At 61.7% G+C, this 21,568-nt stretch carries 15 protein-coding genes; 6 read left to right on the top strand and 9 right to left on the bottom strand.

Translation table 11 applies throughout. The annotated features are described in order from the left end of the window. Positions 1 to 3: 3 nt before the first annotated feature. The 5 genes from PG900_RS14070 to mscM form a co-directional block, all read right to left on the bottom strand. A complete protein-coding gene (locus PG900_RS14070) occupies positions 4 to 738 on the bottom strand; it encodes a succinate dehydrogenase/fumarate reductase iron-sulfur subunit (protein WP_011706985.1) in 735 nt (244 codons plus the stop codon). After that, a complete protein-coding gene (gene frdA, locus PG900_RS14065; RefSeq protein WP_011706984.1) occupies positions 731 to 2,515 on the bottom strand; it encodes a fumarate reductase (quinol) flavoprotein subunit in 1,785 nt (594 codons plus the stop codon). The genes PG900_RS14070 and frdA overlap by 8 nt, the downstream gene beginning before the upstream one ends. Positions 2,516 to 3,032: 517 nt before the next feature. After that, positions 3,033 to 4,910 (bottom strand): methyl-accepting chemotaxis protein, encoded by a 1,878-nt coding sequence (locus PG900_RS14060; RefSeq protein WP_242797864.1) that lies wholly within the window; start codon positions 4,908 to 4,910, stop codon positions 3,033 to 3,035. A gap of 125 nt (positions 4,911 to 5,035) precedes the next feature. Continuing rightward, the gene (locus PG900_RS14055; protein WP_270831649.1) at positions 5,036 to 5,755 is read right to left on the bottom strand and encodes a glycerophosphodiester phosphodiesterase; all 720 of its coding nucleotides are present in this window, start codon (positions 5,753 to 5,755) and stop codon (positions 5,036 to 5,038) included. 22 nt (positions 5,756 to 5,777) lie between these two features. Next, positions 5,778 to 9,056 (bottom strand): miniconductance mechanosensitive channel MscM, encoded by a 3,279-nt coding sequence (gene mscM / locus PG900_RS14050; protein WP_270797813.1) that lies wholly within the window; start codon positions 9,054 to 9,056, stop codon positions 5,778 to 5,780. Positions 9,057 to 9,211: 155 nt separating this feature from the next. Between mscM and PG900_RS14045 the strand changes: the two genes are divergently transcribed. Then, positions 9,212 to 10,543, top strand: coding sequence for an MATE family efflux transporter (locus PG900_RS14045; RefSeq protein WP_041213679.1), 1,332 nt, complete (start codon positions 9,212 to 9,214; stop codon positions 10,541 to 10,543). Positions 10,544 to 10,620: 77 nt separating this feature from the next. Here PG900_RS14045 and PG900_RS14040 read toward each other — a convergent pair whose 3' ends face one another. Both PG900_RS14040 and PG900_RS14035 read right to left on the bottom strand, forming a co-directional pair. Next, entirely contained in the window at positions 10,621 to 11,445 is an 825-nt protein-coding gene (locus PG900_RS14040) for a M23 family metallopeptidase (protein WP_044800557.1), read from the bottom strand. A 43-nt stretch (positions 11,446 to 11,488) separates the two neighbouring features. Further along, positions 11,489 to 12,343 (bottom strand): hypothetical protein, encoded by an 855-nt coding sequence (locus PG900_RS14035; RefSeq protein WP_029299356.1) that lies wholly within the window; start codon positions 12,341 to 12,343, stop codon positions 11,489 to 11,491. A 176-nt stretch (positions 12,344 to 12,519) separates the two neighbouring features. On the opposite strand from PG900_RS14035, the gene PG900_RS14030 reads away from it, so the two are divergent. Further along, positions 12,520 to 13,296: a BPSS1780 family membrane protein gene (locus PG900_RS14030; RefSeq protein ID WP_270831647.1), complete on the top strand. Its 777-nt coding sequence runs from the start codon at positions 12,520 to 12,522 to the stop codon at positions 13,294 to 13,296. 82 nt (positions 13,297 to 13,378) lie between these two features. Here the strand turns inward: PG900_RS14030 and PG900_RS14025 are convergent, their stop codons facing one another. Continuing rightward, complete coding sequence (locus tag PG900_RS14025) at positions 13,379 to 14,278, bottom strand: LysR family transcriptional regulator (RefSeq protein WP_102988179.1); 900 nt, start codon at positions 14,276 to 14,278, stop codon at positions 13,379 to 13,381. Between the two features lie 126 nt (positions 14,279 to 14,404). Between PG900_RS14025 and PG900_RS14020 the strand changes: the two genes are divergently transcribed. The 4 genes from PG900_RS14020 to oxyR all read left to right on the top strand — a co-directional run bounded on the left by PG900_RS14020 (position 14,405) and on the right by oxyR (position 18,897). Further along, a complete protein-coding gene (locus tag PG900_RS14020; RefSeq protein WP_270797814.1) occupies positions 14,405 to 15,265 on the top strand; it encodes a Vmh family MBL fold metallo-hydrolase in 861 nt (286 codons plus the stop codon). A gap of 80 nt (positions 15,266 to 15,345) precedes the next feature. Then, a complete protein-coding gene (locus tag PG900_RS14015; protein WP_139706950.1) occupies positions 15,346 to 15,981 on the top strand; it encodes a DsbA family protein in 636 nt (211 codons plus the stop codon). 222 nt (positions 15,982 to 16,203) lie between these two features. Continuing rightward, complete coding sequence (locus PG900_RS14010) at positions 16,204 to 17,844, top strand: methyl-accepting chemotaxis protein (protein WP_139706952.1); 1,641 nt, start codon at positions 16,204 to 16,206, stop codon at positions 17,842 to 17,844. A gap of 156 nt (positions 17,845 to 18,000) precedes the next feature. Continuing rightward, positions 18,001 to 18,897 (top strand): DNA-binding transcriptional regulator OxyR, encoded by an 897-nt coding sequence (gene oxyR, locus PG900_RS14005; protein ID WP_029304212.1) that lies wholly within the window; start codon positions 18,001 to 18,003, stop codon positions 18,895 to 18,897. 75 nt (positions 18,898 to 18,972) lie between these two features. On the opposite strand, the gene PG900_RS14000 is transcribed toward oxyR, so the two are convergent. Next, positions 18,973 to 21,462: a penicillin-binding protein 1A gene (locus PG900_RS14000; protein ID WP_270797815.1), complete on the bottom strand. Its 2,490-nt coding sequence runs from the start codon at positions 21,460 to 21,462 to the stop codon at positions 18,973 to 18,975. Positions 21,463 to 21,568: the final 106 nt, after the last annotated feature.

The following is a 21,568-nucleotide window of genomic DNA, read 5'->3' as shown; positions in this document are numbered from 1 at the left end:
ATCTCAATCTGGCTTGAACATGGCGATCATGTAGTCCTTGGCGCTCTCGACCTTGCCAAGCTGGATGGCCGCCGCCGGATCCACGCCTTTCGGGCACACTTCGGAGCAGTAGCCCACGAAGGTACAACCCCAGACGCCCTCGTCCTGGCTGATGATCTTCATCCGCTCTCTGGACGCGCTGTCGCGGTTGTCGGCGTTGTAGCGATAGGCCAGCGCCAGTGCTGCCGGACCGGTGAACTTCTTGTTGATGCCATATTGCGGACAGGCCGCGTAGCACAGACCGCAGTTGATGCACATGGAGAACTGGTGATACTTCGCCATGTCAGCCGGCGTCTGGGTGTACTCGCCGTCGCACAGGCTGCGCGGCTCGGCCGGGATGATGTACGGCTTGATGCTCTCCAGCTTCTCGATGAAGTCGGACATGTCGACCACCAGATCGCGCTCGATCGGGAAGTTGTTGAGCGGCTCTATGGTCATCTTGCCCGGCAGGTAGTCGCGCAGGAAGGTCTTGCAACCCAGCTTGGGAATGCCGTTGACCATCATGCCGCAGGAGCCGCAGATCGCCATCCGGCAGGACCAGCGGAAGCTCAGGGTAGAGTCCAGATGATCCTTGATGTATTGCAGCGCATCCAGCAGGGACATCTCTTTGAGGTAGGGCACCTGGAAGGTCTGCATCCAGGGCTCATTATCCTGCTCGGGACGGTAGCGCAGGATTTCAATTTCGATCATCTCAGCCATTCTTCTTAGCCTCGTCTTGTTTCTCACCCTCGGAACCGTATACGCGTTTCGCCGGTTGGGATTTAGTGATCTTCACATCGGAGTAATCGATGGTCGGGGCCCCTTCACCGTTGTAGAAGGAGAGAGTGTGCTTGAGGAAGTTCACGTCATCACGCTCTTCGTAACCGTCCAGACGCTGGTGCGAACCGCGGGACTCTTTCCGGTTGAGGGCGGAGTGCGCCATGGCTTCGGCCACATCCAGCATGTAGCCCAGTTCGATGGCGTACAGCAGGTCGGTGTTGAAGACCGAGGACTTGTCGTTGATCTTGATCTTCTTGTAACGGGCTTTCAGCTCGTTGATCTTGTCGATGGTGCCCTGCATCAGCTCTTCGGTACGGTAGATACCGACCCCGGCTTCCATGGACATGCCCAACTCGTTGCGGATATCGGCCGGGTTTTCGGTGCCATCGATATCGAGCAGGGAGAGGTGCTGCTTGATCAGCGCCTCGGCCTTGGCGGCCAGCGCCTGGGTGTTGCCGTGTTGCTGGGTCTTGGCAAACTCACCGGCGTGCTCGCCAGCTACCTTGCCGAATACCACGATCTCGGACAGAGAGTTGGAACCCAGACGGTTGGCGCCGTGCAGACCGACCGAGGCACACTCGCCCAGGGCGTACAGACCCGGCATGCGGGTGGCGCACTGACCGTTGGTCTCGATGCCGCCCATGGTGTAGTGGGCAGTCGGACGGACCGGGATCGGCTCTTTCACCGGATCCACACCCACGTAGGCCTTGGCCAGTTCGCAGATGAAGGGCAGACGCTCTTTCAGGTACTTCTCGCCGAGGTGGCGCAGGTCGAGGTGAACCACATCGCCCATCGGGCCCTGGATCACGCGGCCTTTTTGCTGCTCCTGCCAGAAGGCCTGGGAGAGACGGTCGCGCGGGCCCAGCTCCATGTGCTTGTTCTTCGGCTGGCCGACCGGGGTTTCCGGGCCCAGACCGTAGTCTTGCAGGTAGCGGTAGCCATCCTTGTTGAGCAGGATGCCGCCTTCACCACGACAACCTTCGGTCATCAGGATGCCGGTGCCCGGCAGACCGGTCGGGTGGTACTGTACGAACTCCATGTCGCGCAGCGGCACGCCGTGGCGGTAGGCCAGCGCCATGCCGTCACCGGTGACGATGCCGCCGTTGGTGTTGTAGCGATAGACACGGCCGGCGCCACCGGTGGCCAGAATGACGGATTTGGCTTGGATGAAGCGGGTGATGCCGTTCTGGATGTCGAAGGTCAACACGCCCTGGACGCGACCATCTTCCACGATGAGATCCATGCAGAAGTGCTCGTCAAAGCGCTTGATGGTCGGGTACTTGATGGAGGTCTGGAACAGGGTGTGCAGAATGTGGAAACCGGATTTGTCTGCCGCGAACCAGGTGCGGGGGATCTTCATCCCGCCGAAACGACGCACGTTGGCCTTGCCGTCCGGCTTGCGGCTCCAGGGGCAACCCCAGTGCTCCAGCTGGATCATCTCGTTGGTGGCATTGTTGACGAAGTAGTCGACCACGTCCTGCTCACACAACCAGTCGCCACCGGATACGGTGTCGTTGAAGTGGTTTTCGAGGGAGTCATCATCACGGACGACACCGGCGGCACCGCCCTCTGCGGCCACGGTGTGGCTGCGCATCGGGTAGACCTTGGAGATCAGGGCGATCTCCAGCTCCGGGTGGGCTTCTGCTATGGCGATTGCGGCACGCAGGCCACCGCCACCAGCACCGATGATGGCGACATCGGTCTTGATAATATCCACATCTGCCTCCTTAGGGATAGATTTGCTGGGCACGATTTTGCTCTATGAAAAAAATTCAGGCTTGATGCAAGTCAAACTGGTTTGTTTTAGTGCTTGGCAATGGTGACTTTTATCAAAATCACCCCATTCCTTGGATGAAAACGCCGTAATTATCGCCATCCTTCAGTTATCGGTATCAGCCGCTGTCATTGCTATGGTTATTTTAAGCTCAGGATTATACGTAGTTTTCTTTCAAAAAAATGAGAAACACCTCTCTTTTTAGGTATTACCAATAAAGTTTTTAAGTTTTTTATCAAAAATATTTAATAAGAATTATTCACGGATAGAACAATACTGTGCTTGAGTTCAAAAAACTAATCCGAATGTCGGCCTTGATGCGTTGCTTTATGACGAGATACCGCTTCGTATGGGGATTTCCATCCCCATAGTCCCGATGGTTGATGTGGTAATAACTATTGAAACAAAAGCATTTTTTCATAAAAAAAGGGGCCTGTGTGGCCCCTTTGATTTCGGCAGATCAGATCCGGAACATGCCGACCTGATTGCTCAGTTCACCTGAAATATTTTTAAGTTGTTCAGACAGATGGCGCGAACTGTCGGCATCGACCGCCAGCTCGTCCGAGACATCCTTGACCGCCTGGATGTTGCGGCTGACCTCGTCGGTCACCGCCCGCTGCTCCTCGGCGGCGCTGGAGATCTGGGTGGCCATGTCGGAGATCTGGTTGATGGAGGCGGTGATCTGCTCCAGTGCCTGGGTGGCATCGTTGGCATCTTCCACGCTGTTCTGGGCCAGCAACTGACCCTCGTGCATGGTGCTGACGGCGCCCTGGGTGTTGCGCTGCAGGGTTTCGATCATGCTGCGGATCTCGACGGTGGAGCTGTGGGTACGCTGGGACAGCACCCGCACCTCGTCGGCCACCACCGCAAAGCCGCGACCCTGTTCACCGGCCCGGGCCGCTTCGATGGCGGCGTTCAGCGCCAGCAGGTTGGTCTGTTCGGCGATGCCCTGAATGGTGGAGAGGATGGTGTTGATCTCCTGGGCGTTCTTTTCCAGTTCCTGAATGATGCCGGAGGCCTGCTTGACCTGAGTCGCCAGATCCGTGATGGAGCGCTGGTTGCGGGCGATCACCTGCTTGCCGTGCTCGCAGCTGCTGGAAGAGCTGCGGGCCGCATCGGCGGTCTGCTCGGCGTTGCTGGCCACCTCCACTGCAGTGGCAGACATCTCGTGTACCGCGGTGGCGATCTGGGAGATCTCGTTTTGCTGGCGAGCCAGACCCTGGCTCGATTTTTCCGCCATGTTGTGGGACGACTTGGCTTGCTGATTCAGTTGGCCGGAGGAGTTGGAAATGTCCTGCACCATCACGTGGATCCGGTCGATGAAGGTGTTGACGTGCTTGGCGACGATACCCACTTCGTCTTCACGCTCGATCTTGACGCGGCGGGTCAGGTCGCCGTTGCCGCGGGAGAGATCGGCAATCGCTTCGCCCAGGGTTTTCAGCGGAGCCAGTGAACCGTTGATGGCGACATAGGAGAAGCCGGCGACGATGAGGATGGTGAGCAGGCCTTGCAGCAGGGCGGAAGTCACCATGCGGGAGACGGACTGATAGGCGACCGCTTCATCCACCACTATGCCGAAATACCAGTTGGTGTTGGGGATCTCGGTCAGGTCGAACACGCTGGGTTTGCCGCTGATATCCATCTCGGAGATGGTGTTGTCATGGGCCAGCTCGTTGACCTTGGCGGCGGTCAGCTCGGGGGAGATGGCGGTCGCCTGTTTGAGGGCCAGCTCCTTGTCCGGGTGGGCAATGATGGTGCCGTTGCTGTCCACCAGGATGGCGTAGGTCCCTTCCGAGTTGATGGCCAGTACGTCGCGTACCAGGGCGTCGATGGAGACGTCACCGGCGATGACCCCCTGGGTATTGCCCCGGGTGAAGGGCTCGGCGATGGTGATGATCAGCTGGCCGGTGGTGATGTCGGCGTAGGGGGCCGTGATGGCCAGCTTGCCGGCGGCCATGGCGTCCTTGTACCAGGGGCGCTGACGAGGGTCATAGCCGGCTGGCAGATTGGTCGGCTTGCTCTGGATCATCTTGCCATCCTTGGTGCCGACGTAGACCAGGTCAAAGTTGCCGGCATTCATGGATTGGGCCAGATGGCTGATGGGTTCGTCTTCCTTGGCGAAGGCCTCCTTGGTGGAGGTGACCATGCTGATGCGGGCGTCCAGCCAGCGGGAGATGCCTTTCACATTGGCAGCCGAGCTGTCGTCGATGAAGCTCCAGATCAGGCGCTGGGTTTCGCTTCTCAGTTGGGTGGTGTTGTACCAGACCTGCAGGCCGGTGATGACCAGGATAATGACCCCGATGGCGAGGACAAGCTTGTTCTTGATGGATAAGTTCATGTTTACATCCTTGTGAGCGTCAGTCTGCGATGTGTGGTTTTATTGTTATGGGCCAACACTGTATCGGCCAAAGTAGAACTTTTTGTATCCCGGTGCGCCTTTAAATTTATAGCTTAAATCAGCGGTTATCGATCTCCCCCTGGCACAATGAGTCCGTTTTTGGTCGGTGGCAGGAAGCGGTCCGGCCGGTTGGTAAAGATGCCATCGACGCCGATGGCGGCCAGCATCGCCTGATCGGCGGGTTCATCGACCGTATAGACCAGCACCTTGAGCCCGCGCTTGTGGGCATCCTGCACCAGAACCTGATCGACAAAATCCACATCGCAGTTGAGCGACCAGGCCCCCAGCTCGGCGGCAAACTTGGCCAGGGTGAGGGGAATGGTGGATGTCAGCGCCCCCAGCCGGATGTCGGGGCGCAGGGCGGCAAAGCGGGCGAGCTCCGGGTGGTGGAAGGAGGAGACGACCCACTGCGTGGGCGTGAAGCCAAGCTCGGCCTCGGCACGCCGGGTCAGTCGGGCCACCTCGTCGGCTGTTTGTGATCCTTTCAGCTCGATGTGCAGCTCGGCCTGGCCGGCAATCGCCTCCATCACCTGCCACAGGGTCGGGATCCCTTCTCCCTCACCGGCATCCAGGCTCGCCAGATAGGCGTGCGACTGGGCCGTCAACACGCCGCCGCCGTCGGTGCAGCGCTCCAGCCGCCGGTCGTGGAACACCCACAGCTCGCCGTCGGCCAGCTGCACGTCGATCTCGATGGCCCCGGCGCCCAGCGCCAGCGCCAGCCGGATGGCCTTGAGGGTGTTTTCCGGTGCCAGTCCGCTGGCGCCGCGATGGGCAATGATCTGCATGATGTACTCCTGTGGTGCCTGCTCAGGCCCGGCTCAGACGAATGTCGATCTGCTGGTGCGGCAGCCCCAGCCCCTGTTGCTGCAATTTCTCCAGCACCAGCGAGTGGACCTCGTGGGTGATGGGCATGCGGTGATCCATGCTGTTGACGTAGAGCCGGATCTCGTAGATCAGCGCCGAGTCGGTGAATTCGATCAGGAACACCTCGGGAGAGGGGGTCTCCAGCACCAGGGTGGAGGACCGGATCGACTCTTCCAGAATGGTCTGTATCTTTCTGGGCTCCTGGGTCAGGCCGATGCGGATGCGCAGCCGTACCCGGGTGATGGCGTCTGACAGCGACCAGTTGATGAACTGTTCGGTGATGAAGGCCTTGTTGGGAACGATGATCTCCTTCCTGTCCCAGTCCACTATGGTGGTGGCGCGGGTCTTGATCTTGGTGACGGTGCCGGTCAGCTCGCGAATGGTGACGGTGTCGCCGAGCCGGATCGGTTTCTCGAACAGGATGATGAGGCCCGACACGAAGTTGGCGAAGATCTCCTGCAGTCCGAAACCCAGGCCCAGGGAGAGGGCCGCCACCATCCACTGCGCCTTGGACCAGTCGATGCCGAGGATGGAGAAGCCGGTCAGCGCCCCCACCACCAGCACTATGTACTTGGTCACCGTGGTGATGGCAAAGCCGGTGCCGGGGGAGAGGCTCAGGTGCTGGAGCAGGGTCAGCTCCATCAGGCCCGGCAGGTTGCGGGCGGTGACCACGGTCAAGATGAAGGTGAACACCGTCAGCATCAGATCCTGCAAGGTGATGGCGGAGAGCTGTTCGATGCCGCCAATCTTGCTGCTCACCTGCCACACCTCGATGCTGCGCAGAAAGCTGAACGCCGAGTTGAGTTCGGACCACTGCACCACCACCAGCATGGTGAAGCCCAGCATCAGCAGGGTGCGCACCAGCCCGAGCGACTGGGCGCTGATGGTATCCAGATCCAGCTCGGTGTCTTCCACCACGTCCGGGATCTCGGAGCTGAGCTCGTCATGCCCCTCTTCCCGGCCGCGCTGGGCCAGGATCTCGGCCCGCTTGCTCTTGGCCCGCTCGAAGGCGAGGCGGCGGCGCTGGATCAGCATCCAGCGGTGCGCCAGATAGTAGACGAGCAGGCAGCCCAGCCCCATCAGCAGGCTCAGCTCCAGCTGGCGCAGCAGGATGCGGGAGGTGTAGAAGTAGCCGAGCAGGGAGCCAATCACCGCCAGCAACGGGGCCAGCATCAGGCTGTTCCAGATGAAGTGGTGCAGCAGGTGCGGCTTGGTCATGTCGGCCTGGCCCCAGGTGAGCGGCAGCCGCTCCCGGTTGAGGCGGGCGAAGAACAGCAGCAGCCAGAGGGCGCCGACGATGAAGGCCAGCCGGCCGAGGGAGTCGTAGAAGGCGTGCTCCTGATAGCTGTTGGCCATGCCCTGCACGAAGAAGCTCGGGATGATCACCAGCAAGAGGGTGCGAAACTGGCTCCACACCTTCTGCACCCGTTCCTTCTGCCAGCGGAAATGGAGGATCAGGATCCCCTTCTCCAGCGTCAGGTGACGGGCCATCAAGAGCGCCAGCAGCAGGAACCAGATCTCGCCAAGGCCGCGGGCCACCGCCACCGCAAACGGATATTGCCAGGCGCCGTCGAGCAGGCCGCGCACCATCAGCACCATGGCGGGCAGCGGCAGGGAGGCGAGCAGGGAGCGCATCAGCAGTCGGCTGGTGAGGCTGAACTTGTCCTGGGTCACCTTGCCGATGCGGGGCGCTATGTGCTGGCTGTAGTGGGTCAGGTGGCGAGCCAGTTTGAACCAGCACCAGGCCAGCACCAGGATGCCGATGCCGGCGAAGGTGAGGGTGATGGGGTTGTTCTCGGCGATGGCCTGGGGCAGTTGCAGCCAGTTGACCGGGTTGAGGGCGAGGCCGAGGGCCGCCGGCACCCCGAGCAGCACGGCCGGGGTGAGCGGGCGCACGTCCGGCATCCAGAACAGGTGGCTGGCGCTGAGCTCGCGGATCTCGTCGATCTTGCTGTTCTGGCGGCTGTAGAGCAGCTTGAGCCGGGTCTGCTCCTGAATGAGGCTGTCGGAGGCGTCGTTGAGCCGGGTCAACAGCTGGCGACGGGCCTTGAGCAGGTTGTCGAGCACCGCCTGCTGGGCACGATCGAGGGCCACTTCGTCGGTGGCCAGCAGCTGATCGCGCATCTGGCGCGGATCCTTGAGCGCGTCCTGCTCGGTCTCGTACTGGTACTTGGCCATGCGGGCGTTGACGATGGCCGACTCCAGCTTGTCGAGGGGGAAGTAGGCGGGTAGATCAGAGAGTTTGCTGCGCAGGTTCTCGCCGTAAGCGTTGCTGATCTGCAGCCACTCCAGTTGCTCGCGCACCGAGTTGACCAGGTCGTTCAGGCTCGACAGGTTCTTGTCGATCACCCGCTGCTCATCCTGCACCCGCTCTATCTGATCCTCCAGCGCGCCGAGCTGGATGGAGAGCGCCTGGTTCTGCTGTTGCTGCTCCAGCAGCAGCGGCATGTCGGAGGTGAGCTGCTTGCGCAGCCGCTCGCTCTCCGCCAGCGCCTGCTCGGTCTTGTCGCGGCGCAGCTGGTTCTGCTGGTTGAGCAGGCTGGCCTGCCACTCATCCTCGTCGGTGATGGCGAGGTTGAGCTCTTGCAGCCTGAGCTTGCCGAGATCGTTGCGCTGCTGGGCGGAGAGCTGCTCCAGCTCCAGCATCTGGATCCGGTCGGAGAGGCTCTGCTCCTTGAGGCGGGTGACCAGCTGCTGGGCATCCTGCAGGCGATCCGATTCACTGCTGAAGCTGAGCCGGTCGAGCAGGGCGCGGGTCTGCTGCAACTGCTTGCGCAGCTCGTCGACCCGCAGGTGATACTCCTGGCCGGTGCTCTCCAGCTGGTTGAGGCTGTCCATCACCCCCTGACGCTCCTTGCGCAGGTTGAGCTGGCGGTTGCTGCTCAGGCCGATGGCCTGGCGCAGGGCCTCCTCTTTCAGGGAGGAGAGGGCCGGGCGAGGCTGGGGCTGGTAGTTGTGCAGGCTCTCCTTGAGACGGGCCGACTCCTTGGGATAGTCGATGAGGATCTGCTGATAGGCCTTGCCCTGCTCGCGATAGCGCTGGGCCTCCCGGGCAAACTGCAGCGCCTGCTGGTAACTTTCCCGCAACTTCTGGTTTTCCGGGGTGTCGGTCTTGGGCACGCTCTGCAGCAGCTCTTCCACCTGGGTGATGGCGTCATCGGCCTGGGCAAGGGGAGTGAGGAGAGTAAGAGAGAGCAGCAGGCAGAGCAGGCGTTGCAACATGGCGCACGTTTCCGTTCAGGTGAGGTCGCCCTAGCCTAAAGCAGGGGCCGGGGCGGGTAAAGTTTTCCATATTAATGATTTGTAACATAAATAACGGGCGTTCCCGGCCCGCTTTGGCTATCATTCTGGCCGTTTTTCCCTCCGTTGAGCATTTTATGTCCGCAGTCGATCTGGGCACGGCCCCTCTTTCCCGCCTGTTCTGGCGCTACGTCACCCCGACCGTGGCCGCCATGCTGGTCACCGGCATCTATGTCACCATAGACGGCATCTTCGTCGGCCATATTCTGGGTCAGGACGGGCTGGCCGGCATGATGCTGGCGTACCCCATCTGCGCGGTGCTCTATGCGGTGGGGGCGCTGATCGGCATGGGCTCCTCGGCGCTCGCCTCGTTTTATCTGGGCAAGGGGGAGCAGGCGAGGGCCCGCCACATCGTCGGCAACGCACTGGTGATGGTGCTCATCGCCTCTGGGCTGCTCGCCTTCATCGGCATCCGTTACGGCGAGGCCATGCTGATCTGGATGGGGGCGGAGGGAGTCATCTTTGACGCCGGCTTCGCCTATCTGCAGTGGTATGCCTGGCTCGGGGTGTTTGCGGTGCTCTCCATGGCGTTTACCGCCCTGCTGCGCAACGACGGGCGACCCGGCCTCACCACCTGGATCCTGGTGGGAGGCGGCGTGCTCAACGTGCTGCTCGATTACCTGCTGATGGCGGTGATCCCCTGGGGACTGGCGGGGGCCGCCATTGCGACCATGCTCTCCCAGGCGGTGACCGGCGGCCTCTGCCTGTGGCACTTCTTCACCCCGCGCAGCCAGCTGCGCATTGGCTGGGACACCCTGCGACCCGACTGGCGGTTGATGGGTGAGACGCTGCGACTCGGGGTGTCGAGCTTTCTGATGTACCTCTACCTGTCGGTGGTGCTGGCGCTGCACAACAAGGCGCTGCTGGCGGTGGGCACCTCGCTGCACGTGGCGGCCTACGGCGTCATCAGTTACAGCGAGGCCTTCTTCTATCTCATCTTCGAGGGGATCGCCATGGGCATCCAGCCCATCGCCAGCTTCAACGCCGGGGCGGGCAACTGGGCACGGGTGCTGCGGGTGCGCAACCTAGCGCTGGGGGTGACCCTGCTGGTGGCCCTGTGCGGCATGCTGCCGCTCTATCTGTGGCCGGAGGGGGTGGTCTACCTGTTTGCCGGGGACAACGCAGCCCTCTTGCCGGTGGCCAGCCTCGGCATCTGGCTCTACTTCTGGGGCTTGCCGATGGAAGGCCTGCTGCTGGTGGGGGCCACCTACTTCCAGGCGATCAACCGGGCTCGTATCGCCTCCCTGCTCACCGGCGGCAAGCTGGTGCTGATCGGTGGTTTCCTGTGGGGCTTCTCCTCCCTGTGGGGGGTATCCGGTGTCTGGCTGGCATTGCCCACCTGCAGCACCCTGCTGGTACTGGTGATGTGGCGAGCTATGGGCAAGGAGGCGCGTCAGCACGCCGCCTGATATGTCGTCAGTCGGCCATCAAAAAGGCAGCCTAGGCTGCCTTTTTCGTTTTGAGCGCTCCTGACAGGTCACCGACCTCAGGGCTTGAAGGCGCCTATGAAGATGGCGGGGTCGACACGGGCGTCGTTGAGACTGACATTCCAGTGCATGTGGGGACCAGTGGCACGGCCGGTAGCGCCGACCCGGCCGACGATGCCGCCGCGGGGTAGGCTCTGGCCCAGCTTCACGTCGACCTTCGACATGTGGCAGAACATGCTGATGAGGCCCTGACCGTGATCGACGAACACCGTATTGCCGTTGAAGAAGTAGTTGCCGATCAGGATCACCTTGCCCGCCGCCGGCGACTTGATGGGGGTGCCGGCACCGACCGCGAAGTCGAGACCGGAGTGGGGGTTGCGCTCTTCGCCGTTGAAGAAGCGGCGCAGCCCGAACGGGCTGGAGAGCGGCCCGTCCACCGGTTTGTCGAACAGCAGGTTGCTCGGCTGGGTCGGGCTGAAGGTCTGGTAGGCGCGGGTCTGCTCCGCCAGTTCGCGGTTGATGCGGGTCATGTCTTCGGCCAGCGGGTTGACCTGACGGCTGTTCTTGAGCTTGATGTGCTGCTCCCGGTAGTGCTTGGTGCCGACCGTGAAGCCGAGGGTGCGGCCATCGCTCACCTGCAGCTGGTGGGGGCCGGGCTGGCTTTTGAGGGGGATGCCGACGATGGCAATCCAGCGTTTGCCCTCTTCACGTACTACCAGCACCGGCTTGCCCTGATAGCGGGCGGTCGGGGCCTGCGCCTCGCTGCCGAGCGCCACCACGGCGACGCCCCCCGGCACAGGGTGGTTGAGCAGGCGACTGATGAAGCCCTCGGCGAGGGCGGACTGGCTGGCCAGCAGCAACAATAGACAACAAACGACTCTCATGATGATTCCAGACTGGGTTGACTAAAACGAAACGGTAACGAAATCAGGACGCTGGCTGGAAGCGCTGGTAGATGGCCTCCATCTGGACCGACACCTCCTGGCGCACCAGGTCCAGCTCCAGCATGTCTTGTACCACCTTGAGCTGATCCGGATTGAGGAAGCTGCGGCTGCTCTCCAGTACCCGCTGGGTATAGGCGCGCTGGTTCTCCAGATAGGTGCCGGCATCACCGCTCTCCTGCTGGGCCAGCTGCTGGTTCGCCTCGCTCAGCAGACGCGTCAGGGATTGGCGCTGGGCCGGTGCCAGCAGCTCGCCGTGCTCGGCCAGGCGACCCTGGATCTCCAGCAGGCGGTTGGTATCGCCCGAGTAGATCTCCTGTTCGAGCCGGGTGCGGGTATCCTCCCCCAGCAGGTTGCCGAGGTTGCCCCAGATGCGCTGGCTCTCCTGCTCGTAGGCATCGGGATGGTCGAAGCCGAGGCGATAGAGCTCGCGCAGTTGCTCCTGAACCTGGCCGCGCACGTCTTCCACTATGTCGAGCCGGTCGAAGACGGTGGTGAGCTGGCTGCCCTGTTCGGCGTCATAGAGCCGCTCGATTAGCACGGATCCTTCGCTCGATTGGCTCCACTGGCTGATGGCGGCCTCCAGCTCGGGATTGGGAGGCAGCACCTCCTGGGCGGGGGCGGGCTCGCTCTGGCTGCCCTTGCCGGGCAGCTTGGCCAGCAGGCTCTGCCCGGTGCTCTGGCCGCTGTTCTGGCTGGTGGCCGAATCGCATTGCGACGGGCTGTTGGCGGGGCTGGCGGTGTCGGATCCCGACTGAGGTTTGACAGGGTCGGCCTGCCACTGCCAGAGGTTGAGCAACAGGGAGGCCAGCAGAATTGGCGCCAGGTGAGATGTACGCATCTTGGATTCTCTTGAATAAGTGAATGCCCCTTGCAAAGGGGTCTCTTATGATAACCGTAACGTCTGATACAAGCAGCCATGACGTGCAAAACCGGCCTCGGCGGTGACCCGCCATTGAGTCGGTCGGCCCATGGCTCTAGAATCGGCAACCAGCCGTTTTGAACCGAGGAAATGTTATGAATGGATTGTCCCCCCTGCGCGCAGAACCTGCTCGTCACCCCATCGGGCGTGGCTGGGTCTGGGTGCGATCCGGTTTCGATGTCTTCAACAAGGGGATGGGGGTCAGTGTTGCCATGGTCCTCATCTGGTTTGCGGTCGGTCTGCTGCTGGAGCGTCTGCCGGCGGGCAGCCTCATCTCCCAGCTGCTTTACATGGTCTGGGGGGCCGGCTGGGTGGCGGTGGCCCGTCACGGTTATGAAGGCAACCCGCTGCGCTTTGCCGATTTCTTCTCTGGTTTTCGCCACAAGCTGACCCCGCTGATGCTGGGGGGGCTGCTGGTGCTGGCCTTGTTCAGTCTGATCGGCCTCATCTGCCTGGGGCTGCTCTCCATGTGGGGGCTCACCTCCCTGCTGACCCAGGACCCCGAATCTCTGGTCGTGACGGCGGCCCAGGCCCAGGGGCTGCTACTCTGTCTGCTGCTGGGGCTGGCACTGCTGATCCCGGTGCTGATGGCCATCACCTTCGCCCCCGTCCTCATCTTTTTCCACGATGTAGGGATCCTGCAGGCGGCCAAACTGAGTTTCAAAGGCTGCCTGACCAACATGTGGCCCTTCCTCTGGTGGGGGTTGATCGCCGCCATCCTGATGCTGTTTGGCGCGGCGCTGATGCTGGTGGGTCTGCTGGTGGTGATCCCGGCGCTCAACTACTCCATCTATGTGGCCTATCGGGATATCTATCTGGACGTGACGCAGGAGACGCCTGCCGAAACCCCGCTGACCGGCTTCGAAGCCTGATGCCAACGGGCTGGTGTGACATATGCGCGAAAGGGGCCTGCCGGCCCCTTTCGCATTCTTGCATTGTCTCTTGTTCCCGCCACTACTCTCGCCACATGGGGTCGACGGCCATGCGTTCCACCAGAAAGTCGAGGAAGCTGCGCAACAGCGGTGACATCTGCTTGCGGGTGCCGTAGACGGCGTAGACGCCGAGTCGCTTGGGTTGCCACTGCTCCAGCAGCGGCACCAGGGTGCCGGTATCGAGATGGGGTTGGACCGAGTAGCGGGGCTGCAGGCTGATGCCGGCCCCCTCCAGCGTCGCCTCCAGCAGCAGGTTGGAGATGTTGGCGCTGAGGTTGCCGCTCACCGGTACCGATTCGGGCCCGTCCGGTCCCTGAAACTCCCACAGGCTCTTGCCGAAATAGGTGTAGGTGAGGCAGTTGTGCAGGGCGAGATCCTGCACCTTGTGCGGGGTCGGGTGCCTGGCCAGATAGGCCGGGCTGGCACAGACCACGGAGTGGCAGGTGCCGAGCCGGCGGGCCACCAGGTTGGGGTCGAGGTCATTGGTGATGCGCACGGCGAGATCGATCCGCTCCTCCACCAGATTGACGGTGCGGTCCAGCAGCAGGATATCGATGGCGGTGCCCGCATAGCGTGCCAGGTAGTCATTGGCGGCGCCCACCAGCAGGGCTTCCGAGAGTGAATAGCTGCTGGTGATGCGCAGTTGCCCCTTGGGGGCCTCGTCGCCGCGCACGGCGATCTGCTCCATCTCTTCCCCCAGCGCCAGCATGGCGCGGGCCCGGTTCAGCGCCTCTTCCCCAGGGCCGGTCAGACTGAGCCGGCGGGTGGTGCGGTGCAGCAGCCGTGCCCCCATCCACTGCTCCAGCTCCGCCAGGTAGCGCGTCACCATGGCGCGCGACATCTCCAGTTTCTCCCCGGCGCCGCTCAGGCTGCCCTGTTCGACTACGCTGACAAAGACCCGCAATGCGGTCAGTCGATCCATCTCAGGCTCTCTATATGCTCGATTAATGCAACAGTGATGCGCTTATTATGCTGTATTTGTACCGTAATTGATCCAATAAACTGTGTCCATCTGATGAACCCCTGATGACTTGATGAGGAATACCCGATGAACAATACCCTGATCCGCAACCTGACCCTGGCCACCACCCTGCTGAGCGGTGCCGCCATGGCCGCCCCGCTCACCGTGACCGTCTACAACCCGGGCGAGAAGGCAATCTTCCCGGTCTCCTCCTCCCTGGTGACCGGCGACAAAGAAGCGATCCTGATCGATGCCCAGTTCGACGTACAAAACGGCCAGGCGCTGGTCGACATGATCAAGAAGAGCGGCAAGAAGCTGACCACCGTCTATATCAGTGCCGGTGACCCCGACTTCTACTTCGGTCTGGAACCCATCAAGGCAGCCTTCCCGGACGTCAAGGTGCTGGCGGACCAGCATGTGGTCGACCATATCAACCAGACCAAGGACGCCAAGCTGAGCTACTGGAGCCCCATCCTCGGCAAGGGTGCACCGAAGAGCCTGACCGTGCCGCAAGTGATGACGGCCAGCCATCTGACCCTGGATGGCGAGAAGATCGAGATCAAAGAGATGAACACCCCGAATGCCTACCTGTGGGCATCGTCCATCAAGACGGCGTTTGGTGGCGTACCGGTCTACAGCGGCGTGCACGTGTGGATGGCTGACAGCCAGACCAAGGCTGCTCGCAGCAACTGGGTCAAGGCGCTGAACAATCTGCTGGCGCTGAAGCCCGAGCGCGTGGTGCCGGGTCACTTCCTGGGGACTGCTCCCAAGGGCAGCGCCGCCGTGACCTTCACCCGTGACTACGTAGAGCGCTTTGAGCAGGAGCTGGCCAAAGCCAAGAACTCCGGCCAGCTGATTGAAGCACTCAAGAAGGCTTACCCGTCCCTGCCGGTCGACGATGGTCTGGCCATCGGTGCCAAGGTCAACACCGGCGAGATGAAGTGGTAAACCCCTGACGCCTACTTCCCTGTGTTTTTTTACCGGGCCCAAGGGCCCGGTTTTTTTAGCCGAATGAACGAGTGAATCACATGAACGAAACGACTCTGCATTATGTATACGACCCCCTCTGCGGCTGGTGCTACGGCGCCGCCCCGCTGTTGAAGGCTGCGGCTGCCATTCCGGAGCTGCGCATCGAGCTGCACGCCGGTGGTCTATGGCTTGGCGGGCGCAGGCAGGCGATGGGCCAGGCCCTGCGCGACTACGTCCGTCCCCATGACGAGCGGATCCAGGCGCTGACCGGCCAGCCTTTCGGCGAGCGCTATTTCAACGAGTTGCTGCTGCGCGATGGTCTGCTGCTCGATTCGGAGCAGCCCATCCGTGCCATCCTGGCGGTGACGGCTCAGGGTGGCAACGGTCTGAGCCTGCTGCACCGCATCCAGCAATCCCACTATCGCGATGGCATCTGGACTGGTTCGCTCGAGCATCTGACCAGCCTGGCGGCGGAGCAGAACATTGGCGCGGATGATTTTGTGAAGGCCTACCAGCAGGCCGACCTGGCGAGTCATCTGGCCGACAGCCAGCGCTGGATGCGCCGTCTCGGTGGACAGGGCTACCCGACCCTGGGATTGGTACAGGGCGACAAAGTAACCCCCTTGTCCGCCTCCTCCTTCCTGGGTGAACCAGAGGTGTTTGCTCGCCAGATCCAGCTCATGATGAATCGTTGAGCGAACAGCAGGTCGTATCCGATGGCGGATGTGCAGCGTCCGAGGTGCTCGTCGCAGATTTTTCCTACCTGTCCGGCGCTCATGCTATCCCCAGGCGAGACGATATATTCAGTAGCGGACAGTTTGAAAATCATCCGCTTGCGATCATCGCGCTATGCTCTATGGGGATAGTCTGGGAGCTCGGCTCCGCAGGCTTGCGTCTAGCCGCCAAGGATACCAATCATGTTCAAAAATATGTCTATAGGTCAGAAGTTGAGCGCCGGTTTTGCCGTATTGGCCCTGCTAGTGGTGGGACTGGCGTGGTTCTCCATCACTCAGCTGTCCCGTCTCTACACGGATACCGCCACCATTTCGGGCAACCTGTTGCCATCGACCCGCTATGCCAGCCAGATGCACGTGGCCATTCTCGATGCCCGTCGCTCCGAACTGGCGCAGGTGATTGGCGGCCTCAACAAGGATGCCCAGGAGGTAAGCGAACGTACCGTCACCTTCAACAAGGCCAAGCAGGAGTTTGACGCGGCGGCGCAAAAGTACGGCTCGTTGCCCTTCAGCACCGATGAAGAGAAGCAAACTTATGAACAGCTGGTGGCTGCTGGCGCCAAGTACTTCTCGGTGCACGAGCAGCTGGTAGCCGCCTTTGCCAGCGGCGATCTGGAAAAAGTGAAGAGCCTGCGCAAGAACGAGACCCGGATTGCCCTGGAGGAAGTGGGTACCAAATCCTACCGCCTGCGTGAGATCAACAACGAGATTGCCGATGGCATGGTGAAGTCGGTGGCCGACCTTTACAGCAGCTCGCGCACCATGAGTATCGTGGTGAGCCTCATCACAGTGCTGTTCGTGGTGGTGGTGGCCTGGCTGCTGACCGGCCAGATCCGCAATCCGGTGATGGCGCTGCTGGAGCAGACCCGCAAGGTTTCTGCTGGCGATCTGGCGGCCCATCTTGACGCCAGCCAGTTCAACAACGACGAGCTGGGGCAGTTGGCCAAGGGCTTTGGCGAGATGCAGAAGAACCTGCGTACCCTGGTCAGTGAAGTCTCCGGCTCCGTGGTGCAACTGAGCTCGGCAGCCGAAGAGATCAGCGCGGTGGCGCGCCAGTCCGCCAACAACATGAACAGCCAGCAGCACGAGCTGAACCAGCTGGCCACCGCCATGAACGAGATGCAAGCCACGGTGCAGGAGGTGTCCCGCAACACCAGCGATGCCGCCAGCGCAGCCAGTGCCGCCAGCAGCACCGCCGAACTGGGGGCTCGCACCGTCAACGACTCCATCAAACGTATTGAACAGGTTGCCGGCGCCATCGAGAGCACCGCCGTGGTGATCCGTCAGCTTGGCGACGACAGCCGCAACATCGGCATGGTGCTGGAGGTGATCCGCGGGATCGCCGAGCAGACCAACCTGCTGGCGCTCAACGCCGCCATCGAGGCGGCCCGGGCCGGCGAGCAGGGGCGCGGCTTTGCGGTGGTGGCCGACGAGGTGCGCACCCTGGCGAAGCGGACTCAAGATTCCACCTCCCAGATCAACACCATCATCGCCGAACTGCAGCAGCGGGCCGAGCAGGCCGGCACCACCATGCAGCAGAGCCAGGACATGATGAACTCCACCGTGAGCACGGCGCGGGAGGCGGGGGCATCCATCTCCGAGATCAGCGGCTCGGTGGAGAGCATCTCCCACATGAATATCCAGATTGCGACCGCCACCGAAGAGCAGGGGGCTGTGAGTGAAGAGCTCAACCGCAACGTGGTCAATATCAGCCATGCCTCCGAGGAAGTGGCCGCTGGTGCAACCCAGATGGCACAGGCCTGTAACGACCTCAATCACCTGGCGACCCAGTTGCAGGAGATGGTACGCCGCTTCCGGGTGTAAAGACGGGTTGGATGCTCGCTGCTGCGAGCCCGGATCCTGGATCCGGGCCCGCCTTGTTTTATCGGCCTATCGACTCTCCCTCTTGCACCATCCCTTGTTCGTTCCGCCGTTCTTGGGCATGCTAATGACCCCATTGGTTGGCAGGATTCTGGATGTATGAACCTTCGCGATCTCGAGTATTTGGTGGCGCTGGAAGAGGAGAAGCACTTTCGCAAGGCGGCGGAGCGCTGCTTCGTCAGTCAGCCCACCCTGAGCGGCCAGCTGCGCAAGCTGGAGGATGAACTAGGGGTGATCCTGATCGAGCGTACCTCGCGCAAGGTGCTGTTTACCCCGGCTGGCGATGCAATGGCCCAGCAGGCTCGCAAGGTACTCAAAGAGGTACGTGAGCTCAAGAGCATCGGCCAGCACTTTGCCGAGCCCATGTCCGGCGAGATCCACATCGGCTTCATTCCTACCGTCGGGCCCTATCTGCTGCCTCACATCATTCAGGATCTGCGCGAGCATTTTCCCAAGCTGGAGTTCTACCTCTATGAAGAGCAGACCCAGGTGTTGCTCAAGCGGCTGGAAGAGGGGGAGCTGGATTGCCTGATCCTGGCCGAGCTGGAGGGCATGGACGGATTTGGTTCGATCCCGCTCTATCAGGAACCCATGTGGCTGGCGGTGCCCCAGCAGCATCCGGAGGCCAAGGCCAAGGCGGTGCCGCTCAGTAATCTCAAGGGCAAGAAGTTGCTGATGCTGGCCGATGGCCACTGCTTGCGGGATCAGGCGATGGGATTCTGTTTCGCCGCCGGTATCGGCGAGGATCAGCGCTTCAAGGGCACCAGCCTCGAAACACTGCGCAACATGGTGGCCGCCGGCAGCGGCATGACGCTGGTACCCAGGCTCGCCGTGCCCGCCAATGCCGAAGAGGGAGGCGTTAGCTATCGACCTGTGGTAGACCCCGTGCCTGGGCGCACCATAGCGCTGCTCTATCGCCACTACTCGGTGCGCCGTCCCTGCTTCAACGAGCTGGCCGCTCGTATCTCGCGCTTGATGCAGAGCCTGCTTGGCTGACTGCACATCGCTACTACAAGGCCACAAAAAAGAAAACCGGCGCATTGCGCCGGTTTTTTTATCTTCTGCGGTGGTTTAGAAGATATCGTCGGTGGAGACGGGACCATCGGTGGGCGAACCCTCACCGCCGTACACCTGATTGCCATCCGAGCTCTGTGTCGCGTAGCGGGTCGGCTCGGTGCCTTCCTTGAAGAACTCTTCCGTGCTGCTGCCGTCGGTTCGGTTGGTCAACAGGCCGGTCTCACGATCGATCCGCACCGTGATGATCCCTTCCGGTACCGGCATCTTGCGCTCAGGCACCTGCTTGAGCGCCGTCTTCATGAAGTCGATCCAGATGGGCTGTGCGGCACCGCCGCCAAATTCGGCCCGGCCCAGACCACGCTGGTGGTTGTCAAAACCGATCCAGGAGGTGGCGACCAGATTCGGGGTATAGCCGGAGAACCAGGCATCACGGGATTCGTTGGTGGTCCCGGTCTTGCCGGAGATATCGTGGCGCTTGAGGTCGCGCGCCGCCCGCCAGCCGGTACCGCGCCAGCCATTGCCACCCCAGATGGCGGTGGTCAGGGTGTCGGTCACCAAGAAGGTGCTCTGGGCACTGATGGTCTGCGGTGCCATGTTGCCGGGAACGACCGGATCGATGGGGCACTGGGCTTTCCAGTCCGGCGCCGTATTGGCATAGGCATCCGCACTGTCGAGACCGGCGGCGGCCAGCACACCACAGTCACGGCAGGCGGCTGCCGGGTTGGCCTGATAGAGAGGCGCGCCGAAGCTGTCGGTGACTTCGGTGATGAAATAGGGGGTGACCTGGAAGCCGCCGTTGGCCATGACCGAGTAGCCGCGCACCACTTCCAGCGGGGTGAACTCGGCAGCACCCAGGGCCAGCGATTCGTTGGGCGAGATGGTATCGCGCGCAAAGCCGAAGCGGGTCAGGCCGTCGATGTAGGTATCCAGCCCGATGGCGCGCATCAGGCGCACCGACATCACGTTCTTCGACTTGGCGAGGCCGAGGCGCAGGGAAGTGGGCCCCTCATAGATGGCCGGGGAGTTTTTGGGCTGCCACATGGGGCCCTTGGAGGGATCCCACTGGTTGATCGGCGCATCGTTGATGAGGGAGGCCAGGGTGTAGCCCTGTTCCAGCGCGGTGGCGTAGAGGAAGGGCTTGATGTTGGAGCCTATCTGGCGGCGTGCCTGATCGACCCGGTTGAACTTGGATAGCTCGAAGCTGAAGCCGCCTACCAGCGCCTCGATGGCACCATCCTGCGGGTTCATGGCCACCAGGGCGGCGTTGACCTCGGGGATCTGGGAGAGCAGCAGCTCTTCACCCTTTTCCCGTACCCAGATCTGGGCGCCCACTTTCAGCATGTCGCGGGCCGAGCGGGGAGCAAAGCCCTGACGATCGTCGGTGATGAAGGCGCGTGCCCACTTGATGCCGTTCCAGCCAAGCTCAGCCTGCTTGCCGTTCTTCAGCACTATGGTCGCACTCTTGTCAGCCAGCTTGGTGACGACGGCGGCCATCAGCGGCTCATAGGTGGGCTGCTTGGCCAGATGGGCCATGATCTTGTCATAATCCCAATCGGCTTCGCCCGCTTTCCACAGCTGGGCGGTCACGCCCTTGTAGCCATGGCGGATGTCATAGTCGAAAACGCCGTCGAGCAAGGCCTGACGGGCGGCGCGCTGGCGCTTGGCGGTGACTGTGGTATAGACGTGCAGACCCATGGTGTAGGCATCTTCACCGAACTGCTCCACCATCTTCTGGCGCACCATCTCCCCCAGATAAGGGGCATTCAAGGTGATCTCGGCACCGTGATAGCGGGCCTTGACCGGCATCTTGGATGCTTCGTCGAACTGGGCCTGGGTGATCTTGCCGGTTTCCAGCATGCGGCCAAGTACCACGTTGCGACGGGCAAAGGCACGCTCCGGTGAGCGGATCGGGTTCAGCATGGACGGCGCCTTGGGCAGACCGGCAATGATGGCGATCTCGTCCAGCGTCAGGTCCTTGACCTCCTTGCCAAAGTAAACCTGGGCGGCGGCACCGACCCCGAATGCCCGGTAGCCGAGCGGGATCTTGTTGAGATAGAGCTGCAGGATCTCGTCCTTGGAGAGATTCTGCTCGATGCGCCAGGCCAGGAAGACCTCTTTTATCTTGCGCACCAGCGTCTTTTCATTGCTCAGAAAGAAGTTGCGGGCAACCTGCTGGGTGATGGTGCTGGCGCCCTGGCGGGCCTGACCGGAGACGGCCCAGACGGTGGCTGCACGAATGATGCCGATGGGGTCGATCCCCGGGTGCTCATAGAAACGGGCATCTTCGGTCGCCAGTACCGCATCGATCATGGACTGGGGAATTTCATCCAGATGCAGCGGGATGCGACGAATTTCGCCAAATTGGGAGATCAATTCCCCATCCCGGCTGTACACCTTCATCGGGGTGGCCAGCTTGACGTCGCGCAGCGCGGTCACATCCGGCAACTGGGGCTTGATGTAGAAGTAGATACCGATGAGGCTGGCAACACCCAGCACAGCACCCAGCATCATGACAATAAACAGGCGTACGAGCCATTTCAGCATGGAAGAACTACCAATCGTCTTAAAATTAGCCAACGGGCGCAGAGTATAGCCCTTTTGCCTCCGGAAATTCGAGGTTTTCCTGACGGCTGCCCGGCTCCTCGAGAAG

Source organism: Aeromonas sp. QDB03 (genome assembly GCF_027707985.1).
In the GTDB taxonomy this organism is placed as follows: domain Bacteria; phylum Pseudomonadota; class Gammaproteobacteria; order Enterobacterales; family Aeromonadaceae; genus Aeromonas; species Aeromonas hydrophila.
The sequence above is the reverse complement of the archived record's forward strand: the minus strand, read 5'-3'. Positions and strand labels throughout refer to the sequence as shown.